This window comes from Dyella jiangningensis (assembly GCF_003264855.1).
GTDB lineage: Bacteria > Pseudomonadota > Gammaproteobacteria > Xanthomonadales > Rhodanobacteraceae > Dyella > Dyella jiangningensis_C.
This window is the reverse complement of record NZ_NFZS01000002.1, coordinates 43,220-59,588: the sequence shown is the minus strand read 5'-3', so window position 1 is coordinate 59,588 and position 16,369 is coordinate 43,220. Positions and strand designations below refer to the sequence as shown.

General features: G+C 68.1%; 13 protein-coding genes. 4 read left to right on the top strand and 9 right to left on the bottom strand.

Annotation, left to right across the window (positions count from 1 at the left end; genetic code table 11):
- Nucleotides 1–29 precede the first annotated feature (29 nt).
- The gene (locus CA260_RS21345; protein ID WP_111983150.1) at nucleotides 30–236 is read left to right on the top strand and encodes a hypothetical protein; all 207 of its coding nucleotides are present in this window, start codon (nucleotides 30–32) and stop codon (nucleotides 234–236) included.
- A 9-nt stretch (nucleotides 237–245) separates the two neighbouring features.
- On the opposite strand, the gene CA260_RS10980 is transcribed toward CA260_RS21345, so the two are convergent.
- Together CA260_RS10980 and CA260_RS10975 are read right to left on the bottom strand one after the other, a co-directional pair.
- On the bottom strand, nucleotides 246–437 hold the full coding sequence (locus CA260_RS10980; RefSeq protein WP_111983149.1) for a hypothetical protein: 192 nt from the start codon (nucleotides 435–437) through the stop codon (nucleotides 246–248).
- A gap of 19 nt (nucleotides 438–456) precedes the next feature.
- Entirely contained in the window at nucleotides 457–1,275 is an 819-nt protein-coding gene (locus CA260_RS10975) for a BON domain-containing protein (protein ID WP_172461808.1), read from the bottom strand.
- Nucleotides 1,276–1,524: 249 nt separating this feature from the next.
- On the opposite strand from CA260_RS10975, the gene CA260_RS10970 reads away from it, so the two are divergent.
- Together CA260_RS10970 and CA260_RS10965 are read left to right on the top strand one after the other, a co-directional pair.
- Nucleotides 1,525–3,291, top strand: coding sequence for a thiamine pyrophosphate-requiring protein (locus CA260_RS10970; RefSeq protein ID WP_111983147.1), 1,767 nt, complete (start codon nucleotides 1,525–1,527; stop codon nucleotides 3,289–3,291).
- Between the two features lie 7 nt (nucleotides 3,292–3,298).
- Nucleotides 3,299–4,615, top strand: a complete 1,317-nt coding sequence (locus tag CA260_RS10965; protein ID WP_111983146.1) for an erythromycin esterase family protein — start codon at nucleotides 3,299–3,301, stop codon at nucleotides 4,613–4,615.
- Between the two features lie 6 nt (nucleotides 4,616–4,621).
- Here the strand turns inward: CA260_RS10965 and CA260_RS10960 are convergent, their stop codons facing one another.
- Nucleotides 4,622–4,822, bottom strand: coding sequence for a hypothetical protein (locus CA260_RS10960; protein ID WP_111983145.1), 201 nt, complete (start codon nucleotides 4,820–4,822; stop codon nucleotides 4,622–4,624).
- Nucleotides 4,823–5,071: 249 nt separating this feature from the next.
- On the opposite strand from CA260_RS10960, the gene CA260_RS10955 reads away from it, so the two are divergent.
- Nucleotides 5,072–5,527: a PA2169 family four-helix-bundle protein gene (locus CA260_RS10955; protein WP_111983144.1), complete on the top strand. Its 456-nt coding sequence runs from the start codon at nucleotides 5,072–5,074 to the stop codon at nucleotides 5,525–5,527.
- A 30-nt stretch (nucleotides 5,528–5,557) separates the two neighbouring features.
- Here CA260_RS10955 and glgX read toward each other — a convergent pair whose 3' ends face one another.
- Genes glgX through glgB form a run of 6 tightly spaced genes read right to left on the bottom strand, consistent with a single transcriptional unit; the run spans nucleotide 5,558 to nucleotide 16,368 of the window.
- Complete coding sequence (gene glgX, locus CA260_RS10950) at nucleotides 5,558–7,747, bottom strand: glycogen debranching protein GlgX (RefSeq protein WP_202864077.1); 2,190 nt, start codon at nucleotides 7,745–7,747, stop codon at nucleotides 5,558–5,560.
- Nucleotides 7,731–7,916 carry a DUF2934 domain-containing protein gene (locus CA260_RS10945; protein ID WP_111983280.1) on the bottom strand — a complete coding sequence of 62 codons (186 nt, stop codon included), beginning with the start codon at nucleotides 7,914–7,916 and terminating at the stop codon, nucleotides 7,731–7,733. The genes glgX and CA260_RS10945 overlap by 17 nt, the downstream gene beginning before the upstream one ends.
- A complete protein-coding gene (treY, locus tag CA260_RS10940; protein ID WP_111983142.1) occupies nucleotides 7,913–10,468 on the bottom strand; it encodes a malto-oligosyltrehalose synthase in 2,556 nt (851 codons plus the stop codon). The genes CA260_RS10945 and treY overlap by 4 nt, the downstream gene beginning before the upstream one ends.
- Nucleotides 10,461–12,419, bottom strand: a complete 1,959-nt coding sequence (gene malQ / locus CA260_RS10935; protein WP_111983141.1) for a 4-alpha-glucanotransferase — start codon at nucleotides 12,417–12,419, stop codon at nucleotides 10,461–10,463. The genes treY and malQ overlap by 8 nt, the downstream gene beginning before the upstream one ends.
- Entirely contained in the window at nucleotides 12,416–14,158 is a 1,743-nt protein-coding gene (treZ, locus tag CA260_RS10930) for a malto-oligosyltrehalose trehalohydrolase (protein WP_111983140.1), read from the bottom strand. Before treZ ends, malQ begins: the two co-directional genes overlap by 4 nt.
- Nucleotides 14,158–16,368, bottom strand: coding sequence for a 1,4-alpha-glucan branching protein GlgB (gene glgB / locus CA260_RS10925; protein ID WP_111983139.1), 2,211 nt, complete (start codon nucleotides 16,366–16,368; stop codon nucleotides 14,158–14,160). Before glgB ends, treZ begins: the two co-directional genes overlap by 1 nt.
- Between the last annotated feature and the right edge of the window lies 1 nt (nucleotide 16,369).

The following is a 16,369-nucleotide window of genomic DNA, read 5'->3' as shown; positions in this document are numbered from 1 at the left end:
AAGGCCCGCCGCCTGCCGGGAGGAACTTCATGACCCCACTCGATAAACCGTTGCGACGCGAACTCACCGTCGGTGAGCAGCGATACACGCTGCTCATCGATCCCGATGGACTGAAGCTGACCTTGCGTGGTCATCGCCAGGGCATCGCCCTGGCGTGGAAAGACCTGGTCAACGGCGATGCGGCCATCTCGTCCGCATTGCGCGCGTCGGTGGAAGGCGCGGAACACAAGGAGTAGGCACGCGCGTCAACCGTCGGATTGTTGTTCCGGTGCGGCATGCACCTGCGTCTGGCAGGCTGGATGGCCGCAGCCGCACTGGGCCTCCGTCGTCGGCAGTTTCGCCGCCTGGCGGCAATAGTCGCTGCAGAATTCGCCCTGGTTCTTGTCGATCATGCATCGACAGCCGGGGTGGCCGCAGTGGTAGCTTGCTTCGGGCATGGCATGTCTCCTTTGCTGCTCAGCGCGACAGCAACGGGTCGTCGCTGGATCGGGTCGGTGAGGGGTTCACGAGGCTTTCGCTGGTGGTGCCGGCGCCGGCGACACGGATGCGGTTCTCGACATCCTGCACGCCGCTGGCCTGGTCGGCGCATTCTTCGGCGCGATATTTCATGTGCCGGTCCGACACGGTGCCCTGCAGGGTCACCACGCCGCCGTCGACGTTGACCTGGATGTGCGTGGCATCCAGCCATGGGTCGAGCGTCAGCGCTTCGCACACGTCATCGCGGATGCGTTCGTCGGATCGGCGATAGCCCATCGGCCCCTTGCCGCGGTGCTCGCCTTGCTCCTGGTAACGCGAGCGCGGCCGCGCGCCCTGGCTCGCCCACGGGCCATAGCCGCCCGGACTGGGCCACGGCCTGCGCGGTGGCTGGCCGAATCCTGCATAACCCTGCGCGTAGCCGCTGGTGTCTTCTTCGTCGAAGGGCGCATTCGAGAGTTCGTCGTCGTAGTAGCTGGTGTGCCGCGTGCCCCATGGCTGTTGCCGGCGGCCGCCCTGCATCTGGCGAGCGCGTCCGCGCGGTTCTTCGCTGTGCCAGCGGTTGTCCCGTTGGTAGCTCCACGACGACGACGGATCGTCGCGCTCGTAGAGCTCGCCGAATGGACGTCCGAAGCTGCCGAAGCCCTGGTCGTTGCGGGCGCCGGCGTAGACGTCTTCGGTCAGCTGTCCGCTGCCCTGGCGGCGCGGCCAGGTGGACTCTTCGCGGTTGCGCCGTGCTTCGTATTCCTGATCGCTTCCATAGGTGTCCCGATAGTCGCGTGGCCGGTGGTCTCGGTTCATGGCAATTCCTCTTCGTCGGCAAACCGTGAGATGCGACCTTGCCGGCGAAGGCGAAGGCACGCGATGCAAATGCAGCAAGCGCTGTGCCAGGCACCGATCGCGCGCATCGCGCGTCAGTTCGCGCGAAAGGGGAATTCGTGCCGGCAAAGTTTCCCCGCGGAACATGCTGACGCTTCCTGGCCGCTCGATTGATCCTCTGCTAACGGCGATGTCGCTATCCGTGGATGTCTGCCATGAAGGACTCTCGCCATGAAATACACGGTTGCCGATTTCGTACTCGAACGCCTGACTGCCTGGAAGGTCGATCGCGTGTTCGGCTATCCGGGCGATGGCATCAACGGGCTGATGGGCGCGATGGGGCGCGCCGCGGACAGGTTCGAGTACGTGCGCGTGCGCCATGAAGAGATGGCCGCGTTCATGGCGTGCGGCCACGCCAAGTTCACCGGGAACCTCGGCGTCTGCCTGGCGACGTCGGGCCCGGGTGCGATCCACCTGTTGAACGGCCTGTACGACGCGCGCATGGATCACATGCCCGTGCTCGCCATCGTCGGCCAGCAGCCGCGCTCGGCGCTGGGCAGCGACTACCAGCAGGAGGTGGACCTGCACTCGCTGTTCAAGGACGTGTCCCGCTACGTGGAAACGGTCAATACGCCCGCGCAGGCGCGACACGTGGTGGATCGCGCCATACGCATCGCGATCGCGGAGCGCACGGTGTGCTGCGTGATCCTGCCCAATGACGTGCAGGAGCTGCCGGCGATGCCGTGCCCGCCGCGTCAACATGGCGATGTGCTTTCGGGTGTCGGCCCTGCCATCGCGCGTCCCGTGCCCACCGACCAGGACATCCAGCGCGCCGCCGACGTGTTGAACCAGGGCGAGCGCGTGGCGATCCTGGTCGGCGCCGGCGCGCTGCATGCGGGCCACGAGGTGCAGGCCGTCGCCGAGCGCCTGGACGCGGGCGTGGCCAAGGCCTTGCTGGGAAAGGCGGCGCTGCCGGACGATCTTCCCTATGTCACCGGTTCCATCGGCATCCTCGGTACGCGGCCGAGCTGGCAGTTGATGGACGACTGCGACACGCTGCTGATGATCGGCACCACCATGCCCTACGTCGAATTCCTGCCGCCGGAAGGGCAGGCGCGCGCCGTGCAGATCGATATCGATCCGCGCAACGTTTCCATGCGCTATCCCACCGAGGTGAACCTGATCGGCGACAGCGCCGAGGTACTGCGACGACTGCTGCCGCTGCTGAACGGAAAGGGCAATGCGGACTGGCGCGAACGCATCGAGCTGAACGTGCGCAAGTGGTGGCGCTCGCTCGAAGCGGCGGCGATGGAGCCGGCCAGGCCGATCAATCCGCAGCGCATCTTCTGGGAGCTATCCACCCAGCTGCCGGACGACGTGATCCTGTGCGGCGACTGCGGCTCGCACACCAACTGGTACGCACGGCACGTCAAGCTGCGCGAAGGCATGATGGCTTCGCTCTCGGGCAAGCTGGCCTCGATGGGCGGCGGCGTACCTTATGGCATCGCGGCCAAGATGGCCCATCCGCATCGCCCGGTGCTGGTGATGGTGGGCGATGGCGCCATGCAGATGAACGGCAATGCCGAGCTGGTTACCGTGAAGCAGTACTGGAAGCAGTGGAAGCGCCCCGGCTTCGTGGTGATGGTGCTGGTCAACCGCGACCTGAACCTGGTGACGTGGGAGCAACGCACGCTGGGCGGCGATCCCAAGTTTTCTCCCGCGCAGGACGTGGAGGATTTCCCGTACTCGCGTTACGCGCAGCTGCTCGGCTTCCGTGGCATCAGGGTGGAACGCCCGGAGGACATCGCGGGCGCCTGGCGCGAAGCCTTCGAGACGAACGTGCCTACGCTGATCGAGTTCGTCGCCGATCCCGACGTGCCGCCCCTGCCACCGCATGTCACCTTCGAGCAGATGAAGCGCTACGTCGCCGCACTGAGCAAGGGCGACCCCGATGCGCCCGACGTGATCCGCCAGACGCTGCGCGAGATGTTCGCGTGAGCTCGCCATGATGCGCACGGCCGGTCATGCCAGGGGTCCATCGCGCGGCGCGACGGCGGATGCGGCCCTCGCCGGGCTCATCGCGGAACATGCGCAGCCGCTGCCGGACATCGCCGACGCCGGATTTGCCGACGCCTTCGATGCCTATGCGGATGTCGACGTCGTGCTCATCGGCGATGGCACGCACGGCACGTCGGAGTTCTACCGTGCCCGGGCCGCCATCACGCAACGCCTCGTCACGCAGCACGGCTTCCGGGCGGTGGCCATCGAGGCCGATTGGCCCGATGCCTCCACCGTCAATCGCTACGTGCAGGGCGATACGCCGCTGGATGCCGCACGGCCGCCGTTCCAGCGCTTTCCCGCCTGGATGTGGCGCAACCGCGAGATGGCGGCGTTCGTGCGCTGGCTGCGCGAACACAATGCGGGTCGACCGCGGGACCAGCGCGCAGGCCTGTACGGCCTGGACATCTACAGCCTGGATACCTCGATGGCGGCGGTGCTGGCCTACCTCGACCGGCTCGATCCCGATGCCGCGGCACTCGCGCGCTCGCGCTACGGTTGCCTGTCGCCCTGGATCGCCCATCCGATCCGCTACGGTGGCGCGGTGCTGCATGGCGACTACGAGGGCTGCGCGCAGGCGGTGGTCGCGCAGTGCCGCGATCTGCTCGAACGCGAGCTCTCCCACGCGGCGGAGCTCGATGCGGATTTCTTCGATGCGGCCGAGAACGCACGCGTCGTCGCTGCTGCCGAGGAGTACTACCGCGCGGCCTACCTCGGATCGCAGGAGAGCTGGAACCTGCGCGACATGCATATGGCCGATACCCTGGATCGCATCCGCCGCAGCCACGGCGCAACCCGGAAAGTGGTGGTGTGGGCGCACAACTCGCATGTCGGCGATGCCAGGGCGACGGACATGGCCCATCATCGCGGCGAGCTGAACATCGGCCAGCTGTGTCGTCAACGCTATGGATTGCGCTGTGTATCCATTGGCATGGGCACGTATGCGGGGCAGGTCGCCGCGGCGGATGCCTGGGACCAGCCCATGCAGGTGATGGACGTTCGACCGGCCTTGCCCGACAGCCACGAACACTGCATGCATGGCGCGGGCATCGAACGCTTCCTGCTGGACCTGAGGGATGACGACGACCTGCGCGGCGAGCTGCACCAGTCGCGCCTGGAGCGATTCATTGGCGTGATCTACCTGCCGCAGACCGAGCGGCTTTCGCATTACATGCGTGCGGAACTCGCCGGCCAGTTCGATGCCTGGGTCTGGCTCGACCGCACCAGCGCGCTGCAGCCCGCCGACGACTGGCCTACGGTGTGAGCGCGCTCAGGTTCGCGCCGGGTCCTCGCCGCTGTCTTCGCCGATTTCCTCGGCGGCCTGGCGGCAGTTGGGGTGGCCGCACCTGCAGACGGGCTCGGTGACGTTGTCTTCCCAGGCCTCCTTGCAATAGCCGCTGCAGAAGGCGCCCGGGTCCGACACTTCGCACAGGCAGACCTCGTGCTTGCAGATGATGTTGGTGTGAGGCATGGGCCGCACCTCCGTCGCTTGAAAGCCGGCGCGGCCGGCCTGAAGGGCGGCCGCGCATGGGGCGCGTCAATCGACGCACGCGGCCACGTTTGCATCGCGGACGATGACGTCGCGTGCAGGTGGCCGCAACGAACCGTTTACGTCGGCGCCTCGCGTCGATGGCTCTTGACCGGGCCGCCATGCCGAATTCACTCGACGATACTCCGGCCTCGGCGAAGGTTTTCACGCATAGTCGCGAGGAAACATCCCATGAGCAGCAACGAACACGATATCCGCGTGCTGAACCACCTCATCGAAGTGACGATCGACAGCATGCTGGGCTACGCCGAGGCCGCCAAGGAAGCGCAGCGGGCGGAGCTCAAGGATCTCTTCGGCCGTCGCGCGGAAGAGCGGCAACGCATTGCGGCGCGCATGCAGGAGCAGGTGCGGGTGCTCGGCGGCACGCCGTCCGACGAAGGCACCCTGGCCGCCACCGTGCATCGCGTGTTCGTCGACCTGCGCGCGGCGCTGAGCAAGGGCGACGAGGCGGTGGTGAAGGAAGTGGAGCGCGGCGAGGACCACATCAAGTCGAAGTACGAAACCCTGCTCAAGGACGACGACCTCACGCCGGCCACGCGCATGGTCGTGCAGGAGGCCTACCAGTTGGTACTGCAGGGGCACGACCAGATGCGCGATCTCAAGCACAGCATGGAGCGCACCAGCTGAGCGCATCGCGCTACTCGTTAGTTTCGCTGTTCACGTGTACTCGCGATGGCGGCGGCCCACGCGTGCACGCAGCAGGCAGAACGTCCGCGGCTGCAGGGTGAACGGTTCGTCGCCGTCGTGATAGACGCCATGCGGAAGATCCGGATCGCTGGTGACGAGCAGCTGCCAGTCGCCCGCACCGGGTGACGCAGGCAACTGGAAGGCGATCGGTTCGGCGCCCGCATGCACCAGCAACAGCAGGCTGTACTCGCCGCCGGCACGCCGGTTGGTGCTCTCGGCCGTGCGGCCGTCCAGCAGCATGCCGACGGTACTGCGCGACGGGTCTTCCCAATCGGGCTGTTCCATCATCGACCCGTCCGGCGTGAGCCAGGTGACATCGCGCACGTCCAGGCCTTCGGCGATCTTGCCGGTGAGGAAGTGCTTGCGTCGCAGCAACGGGTAATGCCGGCGAATGCGCAGCAGGTGCCGCACGTAGGCCGAAAGCCCGCGACTGTGCTCGGCAGCCAGCCAGTCGAACCAGGTCAGTTCGTTGTCCTGGCAGTACGCATTGTTGTTGCCGTCCTGCGTGTGCGAGAACTCGTCGCCCGCCAGCAGCATGGGCGTGCCTTGCGACAGCAGCAGCGTGGCGAGCAGGTTGCGCTTCTGGCGTGCGCGCAGCGCGAGGATCGCCGGGTCGTCGGTGGGACCTTCGTGCCCATGGTTCCAGCTGAGGTTGTGGTCCGCGCCGTCGTTGTTGTTTTCGCCGTTCGCCTCGTTGTGCTTCTCGTCGTAGCTCACGAGGTCTTCGAGCGTGAAGCCGTCGTGCGAGGTGATGAAGTTCACCGAGGCGAACGGGCGGCGACCGCGCCGGTCGAAGAGATCGGCCGAACCCGTGAGCCGGGTGGTCAGTTCCGCCAACCGGCCTTCGTCGCCGCGCCAGAACGAGCGCGCCGTGTCGCGGAAGCGATCGTTCCATTCGGCCCAGCCGGGCGGGAATCCACCGGCCTGGTAACCGCCCGGGCCGAGATCCCAGGGTTCGGCGATCAGCTTGAGACGCGCCAGCGTGGGGTCCTGGCCGCACACGTCGAGGAAGCCGCCGCCCTGGTCGAAACCATGCCATTCGCGCCCGAGGATGGTGGCGAGATCGAAGCGGAAGCCGTCGACGTGCATGTCGTTGGCCCAGTAGCGCAGCGAATCGGTGACGAGCTGAAGCACGCGAGGATGGCTGAGGTTGAGCGTGTTGCCGGTGCCGGTGTCGTTGATGTAGTGGCGCGGATCGTCGGCGAGCCGGTAGTAGCTGTGGTTGTCGATGCCGCGCAGCGACAGGGTCGGTCCGTTCTCGTTGCCCTCGGCGGTGTGGTTGTAGACCACGTCCAGCAGCACTTCGAGGCCGGCGTCGTGGAAGTGGGCGACCATTTCCTTGAACTCGGCCACCGTGTGGGTCGCCATGTAGCGTGGCTGCGGCGCGAAGAAGCCCAACGTGTTGTAGCCCCAGTAGTTGCGCAGGCCGTTGTCGAGCAGGTACTTGTCATCGACGAAGGCGTGGATCGGCATCAGCTCCACCGCGGTGACGCCCAGACCCTTGATGTAGTCGATGACCTCCTGCACGGCGAGCCCGGCGAAGGTGCCGCGCAGCTCCGGCGGAACGCGCGGATGGCGCATGGTGTAGCCGCGCACGTGGGTCTCGTAGACGACGGTGTGGTCCCAGGGGATCTGCGGTCGCCGCGTGTTGCCCCAGGTGAAGGCCGGGTCGATCACGCGGGCCTTGGGCACGTAGGGCGCGCTGTCGCGCTTGTCGAAGCTCAGGTCGCCGTCGGCATGGCCGATGACGTAGCCGAACAGCGCATCGTGCCAGCGCAGCTGTCCGACGATCTGCTTCGCGTACGGATCGAGCAGCAGCTTGTTCGGGTTGAAGCGGTGGCCGGCCTGGGGTTCATACGGGCCGTGCACGCGATAGCCGTAGATCTGCCCGGGTCGCGCATCGGGCAGATAGCCATGCCAGACCTCGTCGGTGTGTTCCGGCAGCGTGATCCGCTCGGTCTCGCGCCCTTCGTCGTCGAACAGGCAAAGCTCCACGCGCGTCGCGTGGGCGGAGAACAATGCGAAGTTGACGCCGAGGCCGTCCCAGGTGGCGCCGAGCGGAAAAGGCAGGCCTTCGCGCACGCGCGACGGACGTCGCGCCGGCTGCGGCGCGGCATCGTGCACGTCGATGCTTTCGACCGGGCTAGGCTTCTGGTTCATTCGGCGGCTCGCCATGCTCGGCCTCGAACACCGCGCGCTCGTTCGCTTCGACCAGGCGCTCGGCCATGTGCCAGTGACGTTCGTCCTGCCCGTGTGGGCGTCCTTCGGATTCCCATATGCGATGCGCCATCTGGCGAATGCGCTCGTCGCGATCTGAGGGGGTATTCATGGTTCCTCCGTGGTTGCGTGCCAGACCGCCACCGGCCATTCCCAGAGCAGGAGCGACAAGGGCAAGCCTGATTGATCGTGTGTCGACAGGGCGCGTTCGCCGAGCAGGTCGCGAAAGTGCACGCCCGTGGGCGGATGGAGTCGCGTGTCACGCCATGCGTGCGCAGGTACCTGTGGCAGCGCCTGGCCATCCATCCAGTGCATGCACAGCCGCGGCACGGCGACCAGCAGGGTCGAGTTGCCATGATGGCGCGTGAAGGCAAGCACGTGCTCGGCCGCGGGGCCTTCGGCGATCCATGGCTGGTAGTCGCCTTCCGAAAACAGGGCGGGCAGGCTGCGGCGTGCGGACAGCAGGCGCGCCAGCAGTGCCTGCTTGATAGCGCCGTCGCGAAAACGCGGCAGCAGTTCGCCCGGTGGCGCGAACAGGGCCAGCGAGCCGTTGCGCGACGGGTAGTCCACCGGCGAGCGGTTGTCCGGATCGACCAGCGAAAGGTCCCAGTATTCGCAGCCCTGGTAGAGATCGGGCACGCCGGGCAAGGTGTTGCGCAGCGTGACGGCGACTAGGCCGTTGAGTGCGCCGGGCGCGTCCAGCCAATGCGCGGTCTTCGCCACGTTGGCGAGCAGCGGCGCAAGCGTGGCGTCGGTGGCGAGGCGCTGCAGCAGCGCGGTGGCCGCCGCTTCGTAGGCATCGTCGGGCCGTGTCCAGCGCGTGCGCAGGCGCGCTTCGCGCAGTGCCTTGAGCCACCACGCCAGCACGCGCTCGAAGTAATGCATGACGCCGGACACGTCCGCAGCGTCCAGCGTCAGCGGCCATGCCGCCACCAGCGTCTGCAGCAGCATGGCGACATCGCCGCGCGCGACGGCTTCGTCCGGGCGGCACAGCAGTGGCATGGCCTGTTGCAGCAGCGTCAGCCAGCGCTCCGGGCGTTCGCTCCATGCCGCCATGCGGGCGCGTACGTCTTCGCCGCGCTTGTGGTCGTGCGTGGCCGTGGCGGAGAGGCTGCGCAATCCTCGCGTCGCGCGTTGCTGCATGTCGCGATGGAACGCATCGACAGACAGGGCGAACCGGGCGGGATCGCTGCCGACCTCGTTGCGCGACAGCCACACGCCGTAGCGGTAGAACGCGGTGTCTTCCACCGCCTTGGCGGCGAGTGGCGCGGAGAGCTGTTCGAAACGCTGTCGCGCGGTGCGCCACGAGGCATGCCGTGCCGTCTGTGGCGGCGGTGCCTCGGTCATCGCCCGGCGCAGCCATTCGCGTGCTTCGCGATCGTCGGGGTGGCCCTGCTTTTCCGCTTGAACGAAAGCCTCGGCGAGCACGCGGCGATCCGCCTCGTCTGGCGGCGCGTCGCCGAGGTAGGTGCGGTACACCGGCACGTGCGCGAGCACATCCGCGCCGGCGCGCCGAAGCGATGCTTCGGTGAGGTCGCCCGCTTCCGGCGAGGCATCCAGGCAACATTGCCAGGCGCGCATGGCGCGGGCGAAATCGCTGTGCAGTCCGCGACGCAACCATTGGTGGCGGGCCAGGCATTCTTCGCCGGCAAAGCTCATCGGCCGTCCGGCGGTCTTGCGCCAGGCCAGCGCGAGCGTCGACTCCGCGCGCGCATCGTGAAGAACCGCGCCCAGGCGATCCATCATCTCGTAACCGGTCGTGCCATCCACCGGCCAGCTGGCAGGCAGGGCCTCGTCGCCACGGAGGATCTTCTCGACGTGCAGGCTGATCGGCGCGCCGCGGCGTTCGGCAATGGGCCGGAGCTCTTCGCGAAGGCGTTCGAGATAGCGCTGCGGATGGGCCAGGCCGTCGACGTGGTCGATGCGCAGCCCGTCGATCACGCCGGTCGCGAGCAGTCTCAGCGGCAGGGCATGCGTGGCGTCGAAGGCCTCGTCGATGTCCATGTTCAGCGCGACCAGGCCATCGATGTCGAAGAAGCGCCGGTAATTCACCGCGTCGCCGCTGCTGCGCCACCACGCGAGCCGGTAATGCTGCCGATCGAGCAGGGCGCGCATGCCGGCCGGGTCGCGATCGTCGATGCCCTCATCGCTGCCTTCGGCCAGCGGGAGGCGCCAGTCGGCATGGCACAGCTCCGGTTCGCGCGTGCGGTCGATGCGGATCTCCTGTCGCGCCAGCACCTCGCACAGCGGCGCCTGCAACCATGGCAGCCATACGCGGCCGGGCGACGTGGGCGCGTCCCAGTCGATATCGAAGAAGCGCGCATGGCGGCTGCCTGGGCCTCGCTGGAGCACGTCCCGCCACCATGGGTTGGACGTGTCGGCCGCCATGTGGTTGGGCACGATGTCCAGGATCGCGCCCATATCGTGCTCATGCAGCGCATCCGCCAGCGCGCGCAGTGCGGTCTCGCCGCCGAGCTCTGCGCGCACCACGGTGGGATCGGTGACGTCGTAGCCATGCGTCGATCCTGTGCGTGCTTCGGCGACCGGCGACAGGTAGAGATGCGTGATGCCCAGCTGTCGGTAGTAGGGCACGTGTCGCTGCGCGTGCCAGAGATCGAAGCCGCGATGAAGCTGCAGCCGCGCGGTCGACAACAGCTCAGCCATGGGCTCGCGTCCGGCGATGGCGGGCTATCCAGCGCAAGGTCGCATCCAGGCGTGGCACGCGCCAGCTCAGCCGGCGGCGCCAGTTGGGATGCTGCGCCGGGGTGGTGCCGGGGAGGTTCGGCTGTTGTCGCTCGGCCAGCACGTCCTCCAGCGGAAACAACGCGAGCGGTGCGGCGCTTTCGGCGACGGCGCGTAACGCGGCCTGGGCGGGCGAGCTCGCGGGAAAACCCTGCAGCATGCGATCGAGCTGCTCCACGTCGTGGTGCCGGCGGCGCAGCGCCATGGCCTGCTCCTGGCTGTTCCACGCATGCACGCGCGAGAGCGCGCCAAGGTCGGTACCGGCGCGCCACCCGGCGAGCGGCGGCAGGTCGTGCGTGCTGCTCATGGCGACCGCATGCGTGCGCCAGCGCGCGGGAGGAACAAACGCGCCCTGCGCATCGCGCGTGAACTGCAGCACGTCCATGCCATACACGCCGTGGTCCGCCAGCGTCTGCCGCAGGTCGACCGGCACCGTACCCAGGTCTTCGCCGATCACCAGGCAGCGATGCCGCCACGAGGCCAGCGCAAGCAGGCCCAGCAGGTCGTGCAGCGGGTAGCGCACATAGCCGCCGTCGCGGGGCGACATGCCCGCGGGCACGAACCACAGGCGCGACCAGCCGAGGATGTGGTCGATGCGCAATCCGCCTCCGCGCGACATCATGCGGTCGAGCAGCGTGCGCAGCGGCGCGTATCCGCTGCGCTGCAGCGAGGCTGGCGCGTAGGCCGCCAGTCCCCAGTCCTGCCCATCGGGATTGAAGGCGTCGGGCGGAGCGCCGATGTGGGCGTCCTGCACCACCAGGCCGCGATGCTGCCAGGCTTCGCTTCCACCGGGCTCGAAGCCCGTGGCGAGATCCCAGATGAGGCCGATGCGCTGGCCCGAGCCGAGCAGTTGCGCCTGCGTGTGCTGCCAGCATTGCGCGGCCAGCCATTGCAGGAAGCATTCGTGTTCGACCGCGCTGGCGTGGCGTTGCGCGAAGTCCTGCACGAGGGCGCTGTCCGGATCGGCCCAGTCGCTGTCCCAGTGGCGCCAGTCGGTGCTCTCGCCGCGCGTGCGCGCGAGTCGCTGGTGCGCCGCGAACAGCGCGTGCGGGTACAGGCTGTCGCCGGCCTCGCGCAGGAATGCATCGAAGGCGGACCGCACCTCCGGCTGCTGTCCCCAGCCTTGCCGCAGGCTGGTCCATAGCCGATGGCGCATGGTGTCCTGCGCGTGCCAGTCGATCAGCGGCGAGCGTTCGCTTTGCACCCAGGCCTGCAACTGGCCGCTGCGCTCCAGCGCATCGTGCAGCGCTTCGGTGCCGGCAACCTGCGCCGGCGCGATCTGCAGCGTATCCAGCCACGCGCGGTGCGAGGGCGAGTAGGGGCTGAAGCCTTCATCCGGTGGCGTCGCCGCATGCAGCGGACTCAGTGCAATCGCGTCGCCACCGGCCGCGGCGACATGCCGGCCCACGGCGGCGACCGCCTGGTTGTCGCCCAGTCCGCCGTCATCCGAGCGGCGCAATCCATACACCTGTGCGCTCACGCCCCACGCGCGCTCGCTGCTGCGAGACGCGAGGTCGGCGACGCCGTAGCAGCGCGCGGGCGCGACGGCGAGGTGCTGTTCGCGCGAGCCGAGTTGCAGAAGGTAATGACCGGGGTGATCGGGTGCGTGCACGCGCCCCTGGGCATCGTGCAACAGCGGTACGTGACGCCGCGTATCGAGGCAGAACGCCTCGCGTGGACGTTCGGGCATGCCGAGCGGTGCGCCGGCGACGACCACGCGCAGCGCGGGGTCGTCGCCGGCCGCATGCGAGCCAAGCACCTGGAGCAGGGCGTCGATGGTGTCGGCGGCGAGCAGGCGGGGCTGACCTTGCGCATCCGTCCACGCCACTTCGATACCGGCCGCGAGCGCTCGTTGCTGGAGCGCGGCGTTCACGGCGGCGGCTCGCGCCAGGCGGCGAGGCTGTCGGGCGGCAGCTCGTCTTCGAGCATGCCGGGCTGCGCCGCTTCGAGATGGATGCGCACCGCGTAAGGCCCGGGCTTATAGCGCAGGTTGGAATCGCCGACATTGAAGGCGAGCGACCACAGCGCGCCATCGCCCAGTCGCCAGCGCGCGACCAGCGCGCGACCGCCGAGCAGCGCGCAGCCGAGCGCGTGGCAGCCGGGAATACCCGGCACGAGGTGTTGCATGCGCATGTCGACGAGGTGGCGAAACCAGCGTCGCATCGTCGCGGCGGCCGCGGTGTCGCCGCCTTGCGGGCGGGACGCCTCGAAGGTGGCGCGCGCGTTCGGATCGGGGATGGCGGCACGCCGGGCCGGATCCGAGAAGCCCGAGAACGCGGCGAATTCGTTGCGGCGCCCTTCGCGCACCTGCGAGGCGAGTTCGCCGTGATAGTCGGTGAAATACAGGAACGGCGTATCGCACGCCCATTCGTCGCCCATGAAGAACATCGGGATCATCGGGCACAGCGCGACCAGCGCCATGGCGGCGCGCCAGCGTTCGCGCGGGATGAGCGTGATCAGCCGATCGCCGAGAGGACGGTTGCCGATCTGGTCGTGGTTCTGCAGGAACAGCACGAACGCGTCGGGCGCCAGGCCATCGCTCGGCCGGCCGCGGCGGCGGCCCTGGTAGTCGCGCTGGCCCTGGTAGACGAAGCCCTCGGCGAGCATGCGCATGGTGTGCTCCAGCGGGCGGCGCGCGAAATCGGCGTAATAGCCCTCGCGCTCGCCGGTGAGCAGCGCATGCAATGCGTTGTGTCCGTCGTCGTTCCATTGCGCGGTATAGGCGTCTTCCAGCAGGCGCGGATCGTTGCGTTCGTTTTCCAGCAGCAGGTGCACGTGTCGGCCGGACGGCAGCCCGTTGCGGATGCGCGTGGCGAGGTCGTAGAGGAAGGACGCCGGGTGGATCGTATGCACCGCATCGAGGCGCAAGCCATCGAAGCGATAGTCGCGCAGCCACATCAGGGCGTTGTCGACGAAGAACTCGCGCACGCGCGCACGGCGGAAATCGATGGCGGGACCCCAGGGGGTCGGCGTGTCGGCGCGAAAGAACAGCGGCGCATAGCGCGGCAACGCGTTGCCGCTGGGGCCCAGGTGGTTGTAGACCACGTCGAGCAACACCATCATGCCCAGTCCGTGCGCGCCGTCGACCAGGGCCTTGAGCTGGTCGGGCGTTCCGTAGCTGGCCTCGGGCGCGAAAGGCAGCACGCCGTCGTAGCCCCAATTGCGGTTACCGGGGAATTCGCCCACGGGCATCAGCTCGATGGCGGTGTAGCCCGCGTCGCGCAGCTGCGGAAGCTGCCGCGTCACGGCCTCGAAGCCGCCCATGCATCCCACGTGGATTTCGCAGATCACCGCTTCACGCCACGGGCGTCCCCGCCAGCCGTCGTGGTGCCAGGTGTAGCTGCCCTGGTCCACCACCAGGCTGGGCCCGTGCACGTCACCCAGTTGCGCGCGCGCCGCCGGGTCGGGTGCGTCTACGCCATCGATGCGAAAACGGTAGCCCTCGCCGACGGCGGCCTTGGTCCGGAGCACGAATACGCCGTGGCGCAGCGCGCGCATGGGCACATGGGCGCCCTCCAGTGCGACGGTGACTTCCCCGGCGGCGGGGGCCCACAGGCGGAACTCGGTCATCCCTGAGGGCAGCGGCGAGGCGCCCCAGCTCGCCGCCGCCATCAGCTGTCCTCCGCACGCAGGATCAGCGTGGCGAGCGGCGGCAACGTGAGCACCAGCGACTGGGCATAGCCATGGCTGGGTTGGGGCAGGGTGGAGATCACCCCGCTGTTTCCCACGTTGGAGCCGCCGTAGAACGCACTGTCGGTGTTGCACAGTTCGCTCCATCGGCCCGCTTCGGGCACGCCGATGCGATAGTCGTGTCGCGGCTGCGGCGTGAAATTGCACACGGCCAGCACCGGCGCGGTGCCTTCGCTGCCGTAACGAGCGAAGGCATAGACGGATTGCGGCGCGTCGTCGGCCACGATCCAGGCGAAGCCGCGCGGATGATCGTCTTCCTGGTGCAGTGCCGGCTCGTTCACCAGCACGCGATTGAGGTCGGCGACGAGCCTGCGCACGCCTTCGTGCATGGGGTCATCGCACAGGCGCCAGTCCAGTTCGCCGTCATGGTTCCACTCGCTCCACGTGGCCAGTTCGCCGCCCATGAACAGCAGCTTCTTGCCCGGGTGCGCCCACATGAAGCCGAAGTACGCGCGCAGGTTCGCCAAGCGTTGCCAATGGTCGCCCGGCATGCGCTGCAGCAGCGAACCCTTGCCGTGCACCACTTCGTCGTGCGACAGCGCGAGGATGAAACGCTCGGCATACGCGTAGGTCATGCCGAACGTCAGGTCGTGGTAGTGGTAACGCCGGTAGATCGGGTTGCGCCGCATGTAGCGCAGGCTGTCGTGCATCCAGCCCATGTTCCACTTGTAGCTGAAGCCCAGTCCGCCTTCCTGCAGCCGTGTCGTCACGCCGGGCCATGCGGTGGACTCCTCGGCGATCACGAGCACGCCAGGGTGGCGTTCGGCGATCAGCCGGTTGAGCTCGCGCAGCAGGTCGATGGCTTCGAGGTTCTCTCGTCCGCCGTGATGGTTGGGCACCCATTCGCCTTCGCCACGGCTGTAGTCGCGGTACAGCATGCTGGCCACCGCATCGATGCGCAGGCCATCGACATGGAAGCGATCGATCCATGACAGCGCGCTGCCGATCAGGTACTGCGCCACTTCACGACGGCCGTAGTTGTAGATCAGCGTGTGCCAGTCCTGATGGAAGCCTTCGCGTGGGTCGGCGTGCTCGTAGAGGGCGGTGCCGTCGAAGCGGGCCAGCCCATGCGGGTCGTCGGGAAAGTGCGCGCCGACCCAGTCGATGATCACGCCCAGCCCCGCCACGTGGCACGAATCGACGAAGCGGGCGAAGGCATCGGCGTCGCCCAGACGCGCGGTGGGCGCATAGATGCCCAGCGGCTGGTACCCCCACGAACCGCCGAACGGATGCTCGCTCACTGGCATCAGTTCGATGTGCGTGAAGCCCAGCTCCTGCACATAGGGAATCAGCGTGCGCGCCAGCGCATCCCAGTCGGGCATGCTGCCGTCCGCGTTGCGTCGCCACGAGCCGGCGTGCACTTCGTAGATGGAGAGCGGCGCATCGCGGCGCTGGTGCTTGGCGCGCTGCGCCCGCCAATGCGTGTCGTGCCATTTGACCGACAGCGGCGCGGCGACGATGGACGCCGAGGCGGGCGGATGTTCCATGCGCAAGGCATACGGGTCGGCCTTCAGCGGCAGCAGATGGCCGAAGCGGTCGAGCAGCTCGTACTTGTAGCGCGCGCCGGCCTGCACGCCGGGGATGAAGATCTCCCACACGCCGGCCTGGTGACGCAGGCGCATCACATGGCGGCGGCCATCCCAGCCATTGAAGTCGCCGACCACCGAGACGCGCCAGGCGTTCGGCGCCCACACCGCGAAGTGCACGCCGGCGACGTTGTCGAAGGTGGTCGGATGCGCGCCCAGTTGCTGCTCGGAGTGATGCAGCTTGCCCTGGTGAAAGGCCTCCAGCGTGCTTTCATCGAGCAGCGGGGGGAAGGCATACGGATCGATCAGCCGCTGTTCGGCCGTCTCCCACTCGATGCCCAGCGTGTAGCGACCCGGATCAGTCCGGGCGCGCGCGACGAACACGCCAGCGACCTCCTGCGTGGCGCTGGCCCAGAGCGATCCGCGCTCGTCCAGCACGTCGACGCGACGGGCGCCCGGCAGGCACGCGCGCACCGTCCAGCCGTCCCCGTTGCGGTGCGGCCCCAGCCACGCGAAGGGATCCTGATGGTTGCCCGTCGCGATGCGAGCCAGCTGGGCGGCTTCCGCACCGTTGCGTGACGAAGCGGCTTCCACGCTCGATGCCATG